The sequence below is a fragment of the Streptomyces sp. NPDC003393 genome (assembly GCF_053589015.1).
Window position 1 is genome coordinate 38,144 of the sequence record NZ_JBSFRB010000015.1, and the last position, 14,581, is coordinate 52,724.

Here is a 14,581-nt window from a genome sequence, read left to right on the forward strand (position 1 = left end):
GCGCCCGGCTCCGGAGAGTCGTGGGGCGTGATCGTGTGCGGCCGAGCCGCACGGGTCACGCCCCCTGCTGTTCCCTCACCCGCCACGGTGAGCGATTTCCGCACGCCCGTACGTCATCACGGCTCGTGTTCGAACGAATGCACCACGTGCAAACGACCCGAGGGTACTCCTGTCCCATTCGCGGTTTCAGGCGCTTGCCGAATATGACATGGCGATGATCCGGTCGGACTAAGCTCGCCCGCAGCGCACCGAGTTGATGTGTATTCGTGCGCTTGTTCCCAAACATCCCGAAGATACCGACAGTTCCATGACATACCCCACTGGAAGCTGCCCCGAACCCCAGCCGATTCGTCTCAGAGGGCTTACATGGTGAGTGTCCAATCGCCCCCCGGCAGCCGCGAACTTCCCTACGTGCGGGTGCTGTTGCTGCCCGCCGTACTGATGGCGGCGGCCTCCTCGGCCGCCGTCGCACTGGTGACGGACTCGGCCCGCCTCGCCGTCGGCTGCTGCGGCGCCGTCGCCATCCTGCTGGTACTCCTCACCGGCGCCGAAGCGGTGCGCCGCGGCCGCGTCATCCGGGACCAGCGGGAGGAGTTCGCCCGGCGCTCCGAGTATCTCGAGCGGCGGATCGCCTCCCACGACGCCCAGATCACCTACCTCGGCACGGAGATCATCCCCAACTCGGTGGCCTATCTGCGCGGCAACCACACCGTGCGCGAGGTGATGCGCGACATCATCGACGGCGACCCGGAGTGGCGGCACCTGCCCGAGTCGCAGCGCGCGGTGGTCCGCATGATCCTCAAGATCGTGGACCAGGAGGAGAACATGCGTGACTCCACGCAGCGCTCCTTCGTCAGCATCGCCCGACGCGTCCAGGCCATCGTGCACCAGCAGGCCATGGAGCTCAGGGAGATGGAGGAGGACCACGGCCGTACCCCGGAGGTCTTCGACGACCTGCTGCGCATCGACCACGGCACCGCGCTGATCGGCCGCCTCGCCGACTCCGTCTCCGTCCTCGGCGGCGGCCGGCCGGGCCGCCAGTGGCCCAACCCCGTCACGCTCTACAGCGTGCTGCGCGGCGCCATGTCCCGGATCCTGGAGTACCGGCGCATCGAGCTGCACTCCATCGCCAAGGTCAACATCAAGGGCACCGACGTCGAGCCGGTCATCCACGCCGCCGCCGAACTCCTGGACAACGCCACCCGCTACTCGCCCCCGCACACCAAGGTGCACGTCACGGCCATCGAGGTGCAGTCCGGCGTCGCCATCGAGATCGAGGACGCGGGCGTCAACCTCAACGAGGAGTCCCGGGCCCGGATCGAGGAGATGCTGGAGGCGGCCAAGGCCGGGATCGACCTCCAGGAGATCGGCGCGGAACCCCGTCTGGGGCTGGCGGTCGTCGGCCGGCTGTGCACGGCGTACAAGATGCAGGTCTCCCTGCGGCCGTCCGCCTACGGCGGGGTGCGTGCCGTACTGATCGTGCCCAGCAACATGATGACCACCGAGCCCGCCCCCGGCCTGGCCCACGGCATCGGCGCCACCTCCATTCCGCACCCCGGCGAGGACGCGCTGGAGGGCCCCAAGCGAGCCCCCAAGAAGCGCCGCCCCACCAGCCCGCGCATCCCCGCCACCGTGCCGATGGACGACGACGTCCCCGAGGTCACCGAGTGGACGGCGAACGGGCTCCCGCAGCGCCGGAGCAAGGTCAAGACGCCGCTCAGCCAGCGCATCGCCGAACAGTACGCGGCCCAGCGCGCCGAGGAGGAGGGCCGGTCCGTGTGGACGTCCCCCGAACCGGAGCCCGAGCCGGCCGTGGAGGAACCGCCGCCGGGCATGTGGGTGGAGGCCTTCTGGGACGGCCTGAAGCAGGACAACCCGCACCCCGACCCCACCGCGTTCACCCAGGACCCGACCGCATTCCTGCACCTGATCGAGCAGCCGGCCCGCGCCGAGGCCGACGACGAGGGGGACCTCAAGTGATCCAGCAGCGCGCCAACTTCGACTGGATGCTCAAGCAGCTCCACGACTCCGTGCCCGGCATCGAGATGATCGTGGTGCTCTCCGCCGACGGCCTGCGGATCGCCCGCTACGGCGGCGAGCCCGATTCCGCCGACCGCGTCGCCGCGGCCTGCGCCGGCCTGCAGAGCCTGGCGAGCGCCGTGGCCGTGGAGATCCCGGGCAGCGACGGCCGGATGAAGCTGGTCATCATCGAGATCGACCGCGGCTACTTCTACCTGATGTCCGCCGGTGCCAACGCCTACCTCGCGGTGCTCGCCGACGTCCGGACCGAACCCGGCACGATGAGCGCCCACATGCGCGACCTCGTGGTCCGCATCGGCTCCCATCTGACCAGTCCGCCCCGGCGCAACGGGCAGACCGTATGACTCCTCCGCGACGCCAGAGGCGCTACCCCGCACCCGAACCGCCGCCGCCCGCCAAACCCGCCACAGGAGGCCGGCAGAAGAACCCCGAGCGGCTGTACGTGGTCGCCGGCGCCGACGAGGACGGCGCGCGCGCCGCGCTCGACCTGGTCACCCTGGTCGTGGCGCGCGCCGATCCACCGCCGTCCGCGACCCCGGAGCAGGCGGCGGTGCTGCGGCTGTGCGGCGCCCCGCTGTCCGTGGCCGAACTGTCGGCCTACCTCAACCTGCCGTTCAGCGCGATGACGGTCCTGATCACGGAACTGCTGACGGCCGAACTGGTACAGGCGCGCGCCCCGATCGTCCGCCAGGCGCTCCCCGACCGTTCCCTCCTCGAAGCGGTGATGCATGGACTACAACGGCTCTGACACCCTCCCCGGCCCACGCACCGAGGACCATCTGCCGCACACGGCCCAGGCCGCGGCGAAGATCGTCATCGTCGGGGGCTTCGGTGTCGGCAAGACGACGATGGTCGGCTCGGTCAGCGAGATCAGGCCGCTGACCACCGAGGAGACCATGACCCAGGCCGGCATCGGCATCGACGACAACTACGGCTCCGAGTCCAAGACGGCCACCACCGTGGCGATGGACTTCGGCCGCATCAGCATCACCGAGCGGCTGGTGCTCTATCTCTTCGGGACCCCCGGCCAGCAGCGCTTCTGGTTCCTGTGGAACGGCCTGTTCGAGGGCGCGCTCGGTGCGGTCGTCCTGGTCGACACCCGGCGCCTGGAGGTCAGCTTCGACGTCATGGGGCGGCTGGAGGAGCGCGGAGTGCCGTTCGTCGTGGCCGTCAACTCCTTCCCGGACGCCCCCCGTTACCCGCTCTCCGAGCTGCGTTCGGCGCTGGACCTGTCGGAGGAGATCCCGATGGTCGAGTGCGACGTGCGCCGCCGCGCCTCGAGCCGGGACGTGCTGCTGACCCTGATGCGCTACCTGCACTCCCTCACCATGACCGGCTCGCTCCGCTGAACCGGCCCGGCCCCACCTCCCCCTCCTTCTTCACCTTCTCTCGTCCCGAAAGCGACCGCTGTGACGTCTGAATCCCAGTTCCTGACCGGTCCGGACGACCGCATGCCCGCCCCGCCCCCCGGCTGCCCCGCGCACGGCATCGGGCCCGGGGGGCTGCACCGGCTGCACGAGGCACCCGACCTCCGGGCGCTGTACGAGCAACTCCGCGAGAAGTACGGTCCGGTGGCGCCCGTGCTGCTCCACGACGACGTGCCCATGTGGGTGGTCCTCGGCCACGCCGAGAACCTGCACATGGTGCGCACCCCCTCGCACTTCACCCGGGACAGCCGCATCTGGACGCCGCTCAAGGACGGCATGGTCAAACCCGACCACCCGCTCATGCCCCACATCGCCTGGCAGCCGATCTGCTCCTATGTCGAGGGCGACGAGCACAAGCGGCTGCGTGGCGCCGTCTCCGCGGTCATCAAGACCATCGACCACCGCAGCCTGCGCCGCACCATCGGCCGCGGCACCCAGCTCCTGGTGAACAGGTTCTGCGAGGCCGGCCGGGCCGACCTCGTCGACCAGTTCGCCGAGCATCTGCCGATGGTGGTGATGTGCGACGTCCTCGGCATGCCCGAGGAGTACAACGACCGGATCGTGCAGGCCGCCCGCGACATGCTCAAGGGCACCGAGACCGCGATCGCCAGCAACGAGTACATCATGGACTGCCTGCGCCGGCTCGTCGCCCGCCGCCGCGCCCGGCCCGACGAGGACTTCACCGGCCACCTCGTCCAGCACCCGGCCGGACTGAGCGACGACGAGGTGGCCCAGCACCTGCGGCTCGTGCTCATCGCGGCGTACGAGGCCACCGCCAACCTCCTGGCCAACACCCTGCGCCGGGTCCTCACCGACCCGGGCTTCCGCGCCCAGCTCAACGGCGGGCAGATGACGGTGCCGCAGGCGGTGGAGCAGTCCCTGTGGGACGAGCCGCCGTTCAGCACCATCCTCGGCTACTTCGCCAAGCAGGAGACGGAACTCGGCGGCCAGCGCATCCGGGCCGGCGACGGACTGCTGCTGGGCATCGCACCCGCCAACGTCGACCCACGGGTACGCCCCGACCCGACGGCCGACATGATGGGCAACCGCTCCCACCTCGCGTTCAGCGGCGGCCCGCACGAGTGCCCCGGTCAGGACATCGGCCGCGCCATCGCCGACGTCGGCGTCGACAAGTTGCTGATGCGGCTGACGGACGTGCAGCTGGACTGCGCCGAGGAGGAGCTGCGCTGGACCGAGTCGATCGCCTCGCAGCACCTGGTGGCACTGCCGGTGCGGTTCACCCCGCAGCCCCAGCAGGACGTGATGTCGCAGCCGAGCCACACCCCGATGCCGGTGCCGCAGCCGCGTGCCGCCTGGGAGATCGGCACCGTACGGGCGGAATCGGAGCCGCCCGCCCCGGCGCCCGTGTCCCCGGGTGCGGCGTCACCCGCGCGGCCACCCTGGCCCGCACCGCCCGAAGCCGTACCACCCGCGCCCGCGGGCAGCGGCGAGGCCGGCGGGCACGGCCGCCCCCTGGGCGCCTGGCAGCGGTTCCTGCGCTGGTGGCGCGGCTACTGACCGCTCCCGGTCCGGTCCGCCGGCGGGTGGCTCGCCCACCCGGTGGCGCCGGACCAGGCGTCGAGCGTGCGGGCGCTGCGGAAACGGCGGGCCGCCCCCGTCACCGGATCGGTGAACTCCAGCTCCCGCGCGAGCAGTTGCAGCGGGCGCCGGAAGTCGCCGGGCGGGACGGGGCCGGTCACCACCGGATAGAGCGGATCGCCGAGGATCGGCACGCCCAGCGCGCTCATGTGCACCCGGAGCTGATGCGTCTGCCCGGTGCCGGGCACCAGCCGGTACCGGGCGAGGCCGTCCGCACGATGCTCGGCCAGCTCCACCCGCGTCACGGCGTTCGGCTCGCCCGGGACCTCCCGGGCGGCAGGCACCCCACGCTCCTTCACGATCCGGCTGCGGACCGTCCGGGGCAGGGCGAGCCGCGGGTCGTACGGCGCGACGGCCTCGTACTCCTTGCGCACCCGGCGGTCACGGAACAGCGTCTGGTACGCGCCGCGCTCCTCGGGGCGCACCGTGAACAGCACCAGACCGGCGGTGAGCCGGTCCAGACGGTGGGCGGCGCCGAGCGTCGCGATGCCCAGCTCGCGCCGCAGCCGCGCCAGCGCGGTCTCGGCGACGTGCATGCCGCGCGGGGTGGTGGCCAGGAAGTGCGGCTTGTCCACGACGACCAGGTGCTCGTCCCGGTGGACCACCTCCAGCGGGAACGGCACCGGCACCTCGGCGGGCAGATCCCGGTGGAACCACACGAACATCCCGGGCTCGTACGGCGCGTCGTAGGCGACCGCCCGTCCGTCCGCCCCGACGATCCGCCCGGCCTCGAACATCGCCTCGATCACGCCGGGCCCGGCCGCCGACAGCCGCTCCACCAGATGCTCCCGCACGGTGGCCCACGCCCCCTGGGCGGGCAGCCGCACCCGCACCGGGTCCACCCCGCGCCGTTGGGGCAGGGGAGCGGGTGGGGTGCGGGTCCTGCGTCTCATCGACCGAAGCCTACGAGGTGGCGGGGTGGGTGCGGTCGCGAGGTGGTGTGCCTCACGCGGCCGGCGCCGCGCTCTCCTGCTCCGCCTCGATCCGGGCGTTCCACTCCCGCTTGGAGGCCTGCCAGCCGTCCTCGTTGTGGCCGAGGCGCCAGTAGCCGGAGATCGACAGGTCCTCACGCGGGATCCCGTGCTCCACCCGCAGCAGCCGGCGCAGTTCCTTGACGAAACCGGCCTCGCCGTGCACGAACGCGTGCACCCGGCCCTCGGGGAACTCCAGCGCCCTGACCGCCGCCACGAGCGCCTCGCCGACCGGCCGGTTTCCGCGGTGCAACCAGACCACGTCGACATCGGAGCCGATCTTCTGCTCCTCCTCGGGACCGGCGACCTCGACGAAGGCGTGTGCCCGCGCGCCCGAGGGCAGCGCCTCCAGGGAGCGGGCGATCGCCGGCAGAGCGCTCTCGTCACCGGCGAGCAGATGCCAGTCGGCGCCCGCGTCCGGGGCGTAGGCGCCGCCGGGGCCCATGAAACGCACCGTCTCGCCGGGCCGGACCAACAGCGACCAGGGGCCGGCCAGGCCCTCGTCGCCGTGGACCACGAAGTCCAGGGTCAGCTCGAGGTGCGCGGCGTCCCAGGCGCGCACGGTGTACGTCCGGGTCACCGGCCACTGCTCGCGCGGGAACTCCGCGCGGATCCGCTCCATGTCGAACGGCTCGGGGTAGGTGACGCCGTCGGCGGGGAACAGCAGCTTCACGTAGTGGTCGGTGCAGGTGTCGGCCGAGAAGCCGGCCAGACCCTCCCCGCCGAGCACCACGCGCTGCATGTGCGGAGTCAGCCGTTCGGTGCGGACGACCTGCGCGGTGTGCATCCTGCGCGGCCTGCGCGCCGGACGTTCTGCCATTGCTGCCTCCCTGTTCCCCGTGCTTAGGCTTACCTAAGTTATCACCTTCCGTCGGTGAACATCCTTTCTTCGTCCGCTTCATGAGCCCGCGGCGACGCTTTCGCCGTCACGCTGTCAGCGTGCCGAGCAGCCGCTGGAGGGAGCCTCCCAGGCCCCAGCGGCCGGCCAGTTCCTCCAGCGCCGCCGCATCGCGCGGGGCGCGCGGCAGCTCGGTGCCGACGTCCGGCAGCGGGACGTCGGCGGCGACCCGCACGACCGTCGGCGCCACCGCGAGATACGGCCGCGCCTCGTCGAGCCGCTTGCGCTGGGACGGTGTGAGCCGGGACTCAGGGTCGTCGACGGCCGCCAGGATCCCGGCCAGGTCGCCGAACTCGGCGAGCAGCCGGGCCGCCGTCTTCTCCCCGATGCCGGGCACGCCCGGCAGTCCGTCGCTCGGGTCGCCGCGCAGCAGCGCCAGGTCCGCGTACCCGCTGCCGTCGACCCCATACTTTTCCCGCAGCACCGCCTCGTCGGTGGTCTGCAGCGTGCCCACGCCCTTGACCGGGTACAGCACCCGCACCCCGCGCGCGTCGTCCACCAACTGGTACAGGTCCCGGTCGCCGGTGACGATGTCGACCGGGCCGCTCGCCCGGGCGGTGTAGGTGCCGATCACGTCGTCCGCCTCGTACCCCTCGACGCCGACCCGTGCGATGCCGATCGCGTCCAGGACCGCTTCGATGACCGGGACCTGCGGGGAGAGGGTGTCGGGCACCTCCTCCTCGTCCGGCCCGCCGGCGTGCTCCTCGGCGACGCGGTGCGCCTTGTAGGAGGGGATCAGCTCCACCCGCCACCGGGGCCGCCAGTCCGCGTCCATGCAGGCCACCAGGTGGTCGGGGTGGTGGTCCTTGACGAGGCGGTCGATGAAGTCGAGCAGTCCGCGCACGGCGTTCACCGGCGTGCCGTCCGGGGCCTTGATCGACTCCGGGACGCCGAAATATGCGCGGAAGTAGAGGGAGGCGGTGTCGAGGAGCATCAGTCGTCCGGTCACGTCTCGCATCATGCCGTACGGCACTGACGGTCACAGCGCTCGGTGTGAGGCGGGCCACTTTTGTGTTTGCCCCGTGGTGACCTGGGCAGGCGCGCGGCCGAGCAAAGGTAGTTGCGTTATTCAACTGTTACTGATCCTTCGCATCTGTCCTGTCCCCCACCACGAGAGGTACGCGTGTCATCCAGGCTTGAGACGGAACATCTGTACAAGGTGTTCGGCAGACGACCGGACGAGGCGGTGGAGAGGCTCCGGCAAGGCGCCGACCGCGAGGAGCTACGCGCCGACGGCACCACCGCGGCCGTCATCGACGCCTCCTTCACGGTGGACCCCGGTCAGATCTTCGTCGTGATGGGACTGTCCGGCTCCGGCAAGTCCACGCTCCTGCGGATGCTGAACGGGCTCCTGGAGCCGACCGCCGGACACGTGCGCTTCGACGGCCAGGACCTGACCGCGCTCAGCGACCGCGACCTGCGCGAGGTGCGCTCCAAGAAGATCAGCATGGTCTTCCAGCACTTCGCGCTCTTCCCGCACCGCAGCGTCCGTGAGAACGCCGCCTACGGCCTGGAAGTGCAGGGCGTGCCCCGCGCCGAGCGCGCACGCCGCGCCGACGAGGCGCTCGCTCTGTGCGGCCTGGCCGGCTGGGAGACCTCCTGGCCCGACGAGCTCTCCGGCGGCATGCAACAGCGCGTGGGCCTGGCCCGCGCGCTGGCCACCGACGCCGACCTGCTGCTGATGGACGAGTCCTTCAGCGCCCTGGACCCGCTGATCCGCCGCGACATGCAGGACCAGCTCCTCCAGCTGCAGCAGACCCTGAAGAAGACGATCGTCTTCATCACCCACGACCTCAACGAGGCCATGCGTCTGGGCGACCGTATCGCCGTCATGCGGGACGGCCGGATCGTGCAGAACGGCACCGCCGAGGACATCCTGCTCCGTCCCGCCGACGACTACGTCGCCTCCTTCACCCGGGACGTCGACCGGTCCCGGGTGCTCACCGCGGAATCGGTCATGGACCGCGACGTGCGCGGCGACGAGGCGGACTGCGGCTGCGAGACGGCGCAGACGCACACCCCGTTCGGCGAGCTGTGCGCGATCAGCGCCCGGGTGTCCCACCCCGTGGCCGTGCTGGACGAGCACCGCACCCTCGTCGGGGTGGTTCCGCGGCAGCGTCTGATCGGCTTCCTCGGCGACGACGAGGGCGCCACCCCCGCGGCCTGCGACGCCCCGCGGGGCAAGGGCGGCGAGAAGGAGGTGGCCCGTGCCTAGGATTCCGCTCGGCGACTGGGTCAACTCCGCGGTCGACTGGCTGCTGGACCACGTGTCCTGGCTCTTCGACTTCTTCAAGGTCGTCTTCACCGGCGCCTACGACGGCATCAACGCCGTGCTGCAGGCCCCCGAACCGCTGCTGCTCGCCGGCATCTTCGCCGTGCTCGCGTTCTGGCTGCGCGGCACGCTGGCCGGCGTCCTCGCCTTCGCGGGATTCGCCTTCATCGACTCCCTCGAACTGTGGGACGACGCGATGATCACACTGGCGCTCGTCCTGGTCGCCACGATCATCGCGCTGGTGATCTCGGTGCCGGTCGGCATCTGGGCGGCGCGTTCCGACCGGGTCAGCGCCGTGGTCAGGCCGTTCCTCGACCTCATGCAGACGCTGCCGGCGATGGTCTACCTCATCCCGGCGATCCTGTTCTTCGGCACCGGCAGCTCCGCCGGCATCGTCGCCACCCTGATCTTCGCGCTCGCCCCCGGTGTGCGCATGACGGAGCTGGGCATCCGGCAGGTCGACGCGGAGCTGGTGGAGGCCGCCGAGGCGTTCGGCACCACGCCCCGCAGCACCCTGCTGAGGGTCCAGTTGCCGCTGGCACTGCCCACCGTCATGGCCGGCGTCAACCAGGTGATCATGCTCGGTCTGTCCATGGCCGCGATCGCCGGCATGGTCGGCACCGGCGGCCTCGGCGGCGACGTCAACGAGGCCATCGGCCAGCTCAACGTCGGCCTGGGTTCCGAGTCCGGCGTCGCCATCGTGATCCTCGCGATCTACCTCGACCGCATGACCAGCGCCCTGGGCACCCAGGTCTCCCCGCTCGGCCGGCGCGCCGCCGCCAAGGCGCGGGCCGTGCAGGGCCTGAAGATCTGGTCCTACCGGCCGCGCCCGCAGATCGCCGTGGTCGGGGTCGTCGTCCTCGCCCTGGTCGCGGGCGGCATGGGCCTCTTCGGCGGCAGCGGCTCCGGCTCCACGGTCGCCGTCGACGGCAAGAACGTCGGCAAGGGCAAGAAGCTCACCATCGGCTACATCCCCTGGGACGAGGGCGTCGCCTCCACCTTCCTGTGGAAGGAGATCCTCGAACAGCGGGGCTACACGGTGGAAGCGCGGCAGTTCGACGCGGGCCCGCTGTACACCTCGCTCGCCCAGGGCGGCGTCGACTTCGAGACCGACTCCTGGCTGCCCACGACCCACGCCCAGTACTGGAAGAAGTACGGCAAGCAGCTCGACGACCTCGGGTCCTGGTACGGCCCGACGTCACTGGAGCTGTCCGTGCCGTCGTACATGAAGAACGTCGACTCGCTCGACGACCTCAAGGGCAAGGCCTCCCTCTTCGGCGGGAAGATCACCGGCATCGAGTCCAGCGCGGGCGAGATGGCCCTGCTGAAGAGCAAGGTCCTCAAGGACTACGGCCTGGACAAGGAGTACAAGGTCGTCGACAGCTCCACGCCCGCGATGCTGGCCGAGCTCAAGCGCGCCTACAGCAAGAAGGAACCGATCGTCGTCACGCTCTGGTCGCCGCACTGGGCGTACAACGACTACTCCCTGAAGAAGCTGAAGGACCCCAAGGGCGCCTGGGGCGAGGGGGACGGCGTGCACACGCTGGCCCGCAAGGGCTTCACGGCCGACAACCCGGTCGTCGGCGCCTGGCTGAAGAACTTCAAGCTGGACGAGAAGCAGCTCACCAGCCTGGAGGCCGAGATCAACAAGGCGGGCAAGGGTCGCCAGCAGGACGCCGTGCGTACGTGGCTCAAGGCCAACCCGGGCGTCGTCGACAAGCTGGCCCCGCTGCCCGGCGGCTCCGGCGCCAAGCCGGCCGAGGCCAAGCGCACGTTGAACGTGGCCTGGTTCCCCTGGGACGAGGACATCGCCGTCACCCGCCTGTGGAAGCACGTCCTGGAGGCCCGCGGCTACAAGCTGAACCTGAAGCAGATGGACGTCGGCCCCGTCTACACCGGACTGGCCGGCGGCGACATCGACCTCAACTTCGACGCCTGGCTGCCGTACGCCCAGAAGAACTACTGGGACCAGAGCAAGGACAAGCTGACGGACCTCGGCACCTGGTACCAGCCGACCTCCCTGGAGATCGCCGTCCCGTCCTACGTCAAGGACGTGAAGTCCCTGGAGGACCTCAAGGGCAAGTCGGACCTGTTCGACGGGAAGATCATCGGCATCGAGGCCGGCACCGGTGAGATGAACCTGCTCAAGAGCAAGGTCCTGCCCGGCTACGGCCTGGACAAGGAGTACAAGGTCGTCGACGGTTCCACGCCCGCGATGCTGGCCGAGCTCAAGCGCGCGTACGCCAAGAAGCAGCCCGTGGCCGTCGTGCTGTGGTCGCCGCACTGGGCGTACAGCCGCTACGACCTCACCAAGCTGAAGGACGACAAGAAGCTGTTCGGCGTGGGCAACACCATCCGCACGGTGTCCAGCAAGAAGTTCCCCGAGCAGTACCCGCGGCTCACCGAGTGGATCAAGAACTTCAGGATGAGCGAGGGCGAGCTCGGCAGCCTGGAGAGCGAGATCAACAAGCGCGGTCAGGGACACGAGGACCAGGCGGTCGACGCCTGGCTGAAGCAGCACCCGGACGTCGAGCAGCGGATGACCTCCGGGTAGCCGTCGCTGTCGCGCCGTGCGCCTGAGAGTCGTACACCTGAGGGGCGGGCCCCTTCCACGGTCCTGACGCCGTGGGAGGGGCCCGCCCCGCTGACGTGCGCGTCAGGTGCGCACGGTAGGAATCCGGACAACCACGGAGAGCCACCCCTCTACCCTGGGATCAAGGGCCCGTGGGCTCGCGGAAGACCTCACCGGCGCCGATCCGCCGCGGGGGCCGCACGGCGGCCACCGGGCGGGGCCGGACCGCTGGCGCGAACCATGGGGTCCGCGGCCCTGCCGTCTCGCGGGGATGTGACGGCGGCGTGAAACGGTTTGCCGAACATGCGTAGGGTGCAGACAAGTCATCAGGAGTACCGCGTCCGGACGGGGGCCCGTACCGGGCCCGCCGACCGCTGACGCGGCGACGATCGGGAACGACGAGCGAAGGAGGGAGCCGGAGCGATGGGCGACCACAAAGAGCAGTCCCTTCGAGTGGGCGCGGCCGTGCGGCGGCGGCGTCGCGCGCTGGACCTCACCCTCGCCGTCGTGGCCGAGCGCAGCGGCCTGTCGGTGCCCTTCCTGAGTCAGGTCGAGAACGACAGGGCCCGTCCCAGCAGGAGCTCCCTGGAGAAGGTCGCCGACGCCCTGCGCACCACCGCCGTGGAACTGCTGGCGGCGGCGGACCCGGCGTGCAGCGTCGACGTCGTACGGGCCGAACTCACCGAGATCCCCGAGCTGGAGCCCGAACCCCGGGTGCGGTCCCTGGTGCGCGGCCACCATCAGCTGCACGCCTCGGAGTTCATCGGCGACCACGACGCGGGCCGCGAGTTCCAGCACCGCAACGACGAGCTGATGTACGTCGCCGACGGCGCGGTGGAGATAGAGGCGGAGGGCCGCGCCTACCGGCTGGCGCGCGGCGACACCATGTATCTGACCGGCGGGGTCCGCCACCGCTGGCGGGCGGCCGTGCCCGACACCCGGGTGATCGTGGTCGCGGTCGCGGAGCACATCGAGGCGGTGCAGGACCGGACACGGTGAGGAGAGAGACACGGTGACGAGGGTCGTCTCTCTGGTGCCCTCGCTGACCGAGGCGGTCGCCGCGACGCTGCCCGGCGTCCTGGTCGGTGCCACCCGGTGGTGCGTCCGGCCGGCGGACCTGGACGTGGTCCGTGTCGGCGGCACCAAGAACCCCGACGTCGACCGGATCGTCTCCCTCGCCCCCGACCTGGTGATCGCCAACGAGGAGGAGAACCGGGCACCGGACCTCGACGTCCTGCGCGCGGCCGGCCTGGAGGTGCTGGTGACCGAAGTGCGGGACGTGCCACAGGGCTTCCGGGAACTGGCACGGGTCCTGGCGGCGTGCGGGGCGGCGGCCCGGCCGCGATGGCTGGACGAGGCGGAGGCCGTGTGGTCCGCGCCGCCGGTGCACGAGGGCGCCGGGCGCCGCACGACCGCGATCGTGCCGGTCTGGCGCCGCCCGTGGATGGTGCTGGGCCGGGACACCTTCGCCGGTGACGTCCTCGCCCGCCTCGGCGTCGACCATCTGTACGCCCATCACGCCGAGCGCTACCCGCGCATCCCGGTGGAGGAGCTGCGGGCGGCGGCGCCGGACGTCGTCGTCCTGCCCGACGAGCCGTACCGCTTCACCGCGGGCGACGGTCCGGAGGCCTTCCCCGGGCTGCCGTGCGCGCTGGTCAGCGGGCGGCTCCTGACGTGGTACGGGCCGTCGCTGGCCGAGGCTCCGCGGGTGCTGGCGCGGGCGCTGCGGGCGGCGAGCCGCTGACCGGTGCGGTCCGGTCCACGGTCGGTGTGCCGGGCAGGGCGTCGGGGTCTGCGCAGGTCGGGCCCCACCCAGGGCTTCGTCGCCGCGGGACATAAGCTGGGTTTATGGGGAACGCGGGTGTGAACTCGGGGACCGGAGCCGGTCGGCCGTCCGTGGCCGTGTCGCTGGCCCACCGGGTTCCGGATCTGGGCGCGCTGGAGCTGCTGCTGGCCGTGGCCCGGCTGGGCAGCCTGGGCGGGGCGGCCCGGGAGCTGGGCATCACCCAGCCGGCGGCGAGCAGCCGGATCCGCTCCATGGAGCGGCAGCTGGGGCTGGCGCTGGTGGACCGCTCGCCGCGCGGCTCACGGCTGACGGACGCGGGCGCACTGGTGACGGACTGGGCGCGGCGGGTCGTGGAGGCGGCGGAGGCCTTCGACGCGGGCGCCCAGGCCCTGCGGGACCGGCGGGACTCGCGGCTGAGGGTGGCGGCGAGCATGACGATCGCGGAGTATCTGCTGCCCGGCTGGCTGATCGCGCTGCGGGCGCACCGCCCGGACACGGCCGTCTCGCTGCTCGCCGGGAACTCGGCGATGGTCGCCGAGCGGCTGCTGGCGGGTGAGGCGGACCTCGGGTTCGTGGAGGGGCTGACCGTGCCCGCCGGACTGGACTCCGTGGTCATCGCGCACGACCGGCTGATCGTGGTGACCGCACCGGCGCACCCGTGGGCCCGCCGCCGGCGCCCGCTGGATGCGGCGGAACTCGCCTCGACCCCGCTGATCCTGCGGGAGACGGGCTCCGGGACACGGCAGGTCCTGGACGCCGCGCTGGGCGGCCTGGCGCGCCCGCTGATCGAGCTGTCCTCCACCACGGCGGTGAAGGCCTCGGCGGTGAGCGGGGCGGGACCGGCGGTTCTGAGCGAACTGGCGGTCGGCGAGGAACTCTCCCTGCGCCGCCTGGTGACCGTCCCGGTGGACGGCATGGCCCTCCGCCGCGACCTGCGCGCCGTCTGGACCACCGGCCACCGGCCGGCGGGCCCGGCCCGCGACCTCCTCGCCCTGACCCGGTCGGGAACCGGCTGA

The 14,581-nt window shown here is 71.5% G+C and carries 13 protein-coding genes; 10 read left to right on the forward strand and 3 right to left on the reverse strand.

Annotated elements, in window-relative coordinates; translation table 11 throughout:
- Positions 1 to 366 precede the first annotated feature (366 nt).
- From ACWDUZ_RS16985 to ACWDUZ_RS17005, 5 genes are read left to right on the forward strand one after another with little or no spacing between them, the layout of a single operon-like run.
- Positions 367 to 1,980: a sensor histidine kinase gene (locus ACWDUZ_RS16985; RefSeq protein ID WP_451632596.1), complete on the forward strand. Its 1,614-nt coding sequence runs from the start codon at positions 367 to 369 to the stop codon at positions 1,978 to 1,980.
- Entirely contained in the window at positions 1,977 to 2,384 is a 408-nt protein-coding gene (locus ACWDUZ_RS16990; RefSeq protein WP_030179561.1) for a roadblock/LC7 domain-containing protein, read from the forward strand. The genes ACWDUZ_RS16985 and ACWDUZ_RS16990 overlap by 4 nt, the downstream gene beginning before the upstream one ends.
- Positions 2,381 to 2,788: a DUF742 domain-containing protein gene (locus tag ACWDUZ_RS16995; protein WP_451632597.1), complete on the forward strand. Its 408-nt coding sequence runs from the start codon at positions 2,381 to 2,383 to the stop codon at positions 2,786 to 2,788. The genes ACWDUZ_RS16990 and ACWDUZ_RS16995 overlap by 4 nt, the downstream gene beginning before the upstream one ends.
- Entirely contained in the window at positions 2,769 to 3,389 is a 621-nt protein-coding gene (locus ACWDUZ_RS17000) for a GTP-binding protein (protein WP_451632598.1), read from the forward strand. Before ACWDUZ_RS16995 ends, ACWDUZ_RS17000 begins: the two co-directional genes overlap by 20 nt.
- Positions 3,390 to 3,449: 60 nt before the next feature.
- Entirely contained in the window at positions 3,450 to 4,985 is a 1,536-nt protein-coding gene (locus ACWDUZ_RS17005) for a cytochrome P450 (RefSeq protein ID WP_451632599.1), read from the forward strand.
- On the opposite strand, the gene ACWDUZ_RS17010 is transcribed toward ACWDUZ_RS17005, so the two are convergent.
- The 3 genes from ACWDUZ_RS17010 to ACWDUZ_RS17020 form a co-directional block, all read right to left on the reverse strand.
- Positions 4,979 to 5,959, reverse strand: a complete 981-nt coding sequence (locus tag ACWDUZ_RS17010; RefSeq protein ID WP_451632600.1) for an RluA family pseudouridine synthase — start codon at positions 5,957 to 5,959, stop codon at positions 4,979 to 4,981. The two genes, ACWDUZ_RS17005 and ACWDUZ_RS17010, sit on opposite strands and share 7 nt — an antisense overlap.
- Before the next feature lie 52 nt (positions 5,960 to 6,011).
- Positions 6,012 to 6,857, reverse strand: a complete 846-nt coding sequence (locus ACWDUZ_RS17015) for a siderophore-interacting protein (RefSeq protein WP_451632601.1) — start codon at positions 6,855 to 6,857, stop codon at positions 6,012 to 6,014.
- Positions 6,858 to 6,963: 106 nt separating this feature from the next.
- Positions 6,964 to 7,893, reverse strand: a complete 930-nt coding sequence (locus ACWDUZ_RS17020) for a 5'-3' exonuclease (RefSeq protein ID WP_451632602.1) — start codon at positions 7,891 to 7,893, stop codon at positions 6,964 to 6,966.
- 165 nt (positions 7,894 to 8,058) lie between these two features.
- Here ACWDUZ_RS17020 and ACWDUZ_RS17025 point away from each other — a divergent pair, with 165 nt between their 5' ends.
- From ACWDUZ_RS17025 to ACWDUZ_RS17045, 5 genes are all read left to right on the forward strand, one after another.
- Positions 8,059 to 9,150, forward strand: a complete 1,092-nt coding sequence (locus tag ACWDUZ_RS17025; protein ID WP_451632603.1) for a quaternary amine ABC transporter ATP-binding protein — start codon at positions 8,059 to 8,061, stop codon at positions 9,148 to 9,150.
- The gene (locus ACWDUZ_RS17030) at positions 9,143 to 11,761 is read left to right on the forward strand and encodes an ABC transporter permease/substrate binding protein (protein ID WP_451632604.1); all 2,619 of its coding nucleotides are present in this window, start codon (positions 9,143 to 9,145) and stop codon (positions 11,759 to 11,761) included. Before ACWDUZ_RS17025 ends, ACWDUZ_RS17030 begins: the two co-directional genes overlap by 8 nt.
- 441 nt (positions 11,762 to 12,202) lie before the next feature.
- Positions 12,203 to 12,778, forward strand: coding sequence for a helix-turn-helix domain-containing protein (locus ACWDUZ_RS17035; protein ID WP_451632605.1), 576 nt, complete (start codon positions 12,203 to 12,205; stop codon positions 12,776 to 12,778).
- A gap of 13 nt (positions 12,779 to 12,791) precedes the next feature.
- Positions 12,792 to 13,523, forward strand: a complete 732-nt coding sequence (locus ACWDUZ_RS17040; protein WP_451632606.1) for a helical backbone metal receptor — start codon at positions 12,792 to 12,794, stop codon at positions 13,521 to 13,523.
- Between the two features lie 104 nt (positions 13,524 to 13,627).
- Positions 13,628 to 14,581 (forward strand): LysR family transcriptional regulator, encoded by a 954-nt coding sequence (locus tag ACWDUZ_RS17045; RefSeq protein ID WP_451632607.1) that lies wholly within the window; start codon positions 13,628 to 13,630, stop codon positions 14,579 to 14,581.

Coding starts and splice junctions, on each gene's coding strand:
- ACWDUZ_RS16985 (WP_451632596.1), top strand. CDS start 367: ATGGTGAGTGTCCAATCGCCCCCCGGCAGCCGCGAACTTCCCTACGTG.
- ACWDUZ_RS16995 (WP_451632597.1), top strand. CDS start 2,381: ATGACTCCTCCGCGACGCCAGAGGCGCTACCCCGCACCCGAACCGCCG.
- ACWDUZ_RS17000 (WP_451632598.1), top strand. CDS start 2,769: ATGGACTACAACGGCTCTGACACCCTCCCCGGCCCACGCACCGAGGAC.
- ACWDUZ_RS17010 (WP_451632600.1), bottom strand. CDS start 5,959: ATGAGACGCAGGACCCGCACCCCACCCGCTCCCCTGCCCCAACGGCGC.
- ACWDUZ_RS17015 (WP_451632601.1), bottom strand. CDS start 6,857: ATGGCAGAACGTCCGGCGCGCAGGCCGCGCAGGATGCACACCGCGCAG.
- ACWDUZ_RS17020 (WP_451632602.1), bottom strand. CDS start 7,893: ATGCGAGACGTGACCGGACGACTGATGCTCCTCGACACCGCCTCCCTC.
- ACWDUZ_RS17035 (WP_451632605.1), top strand. CDS start 12,203: ATGGGCGACCACAAAGAGCAGTCCCTTCGAGTGGGCGCGGCCGTGCGG.
- ACWDUZ_RS17045 (WP_451632607.1), top strand. CDS start 13,628: ATGGGGAACGCGGGTGTGAACTCGGGGACCGGAGCCGGTCGGCCGTCC.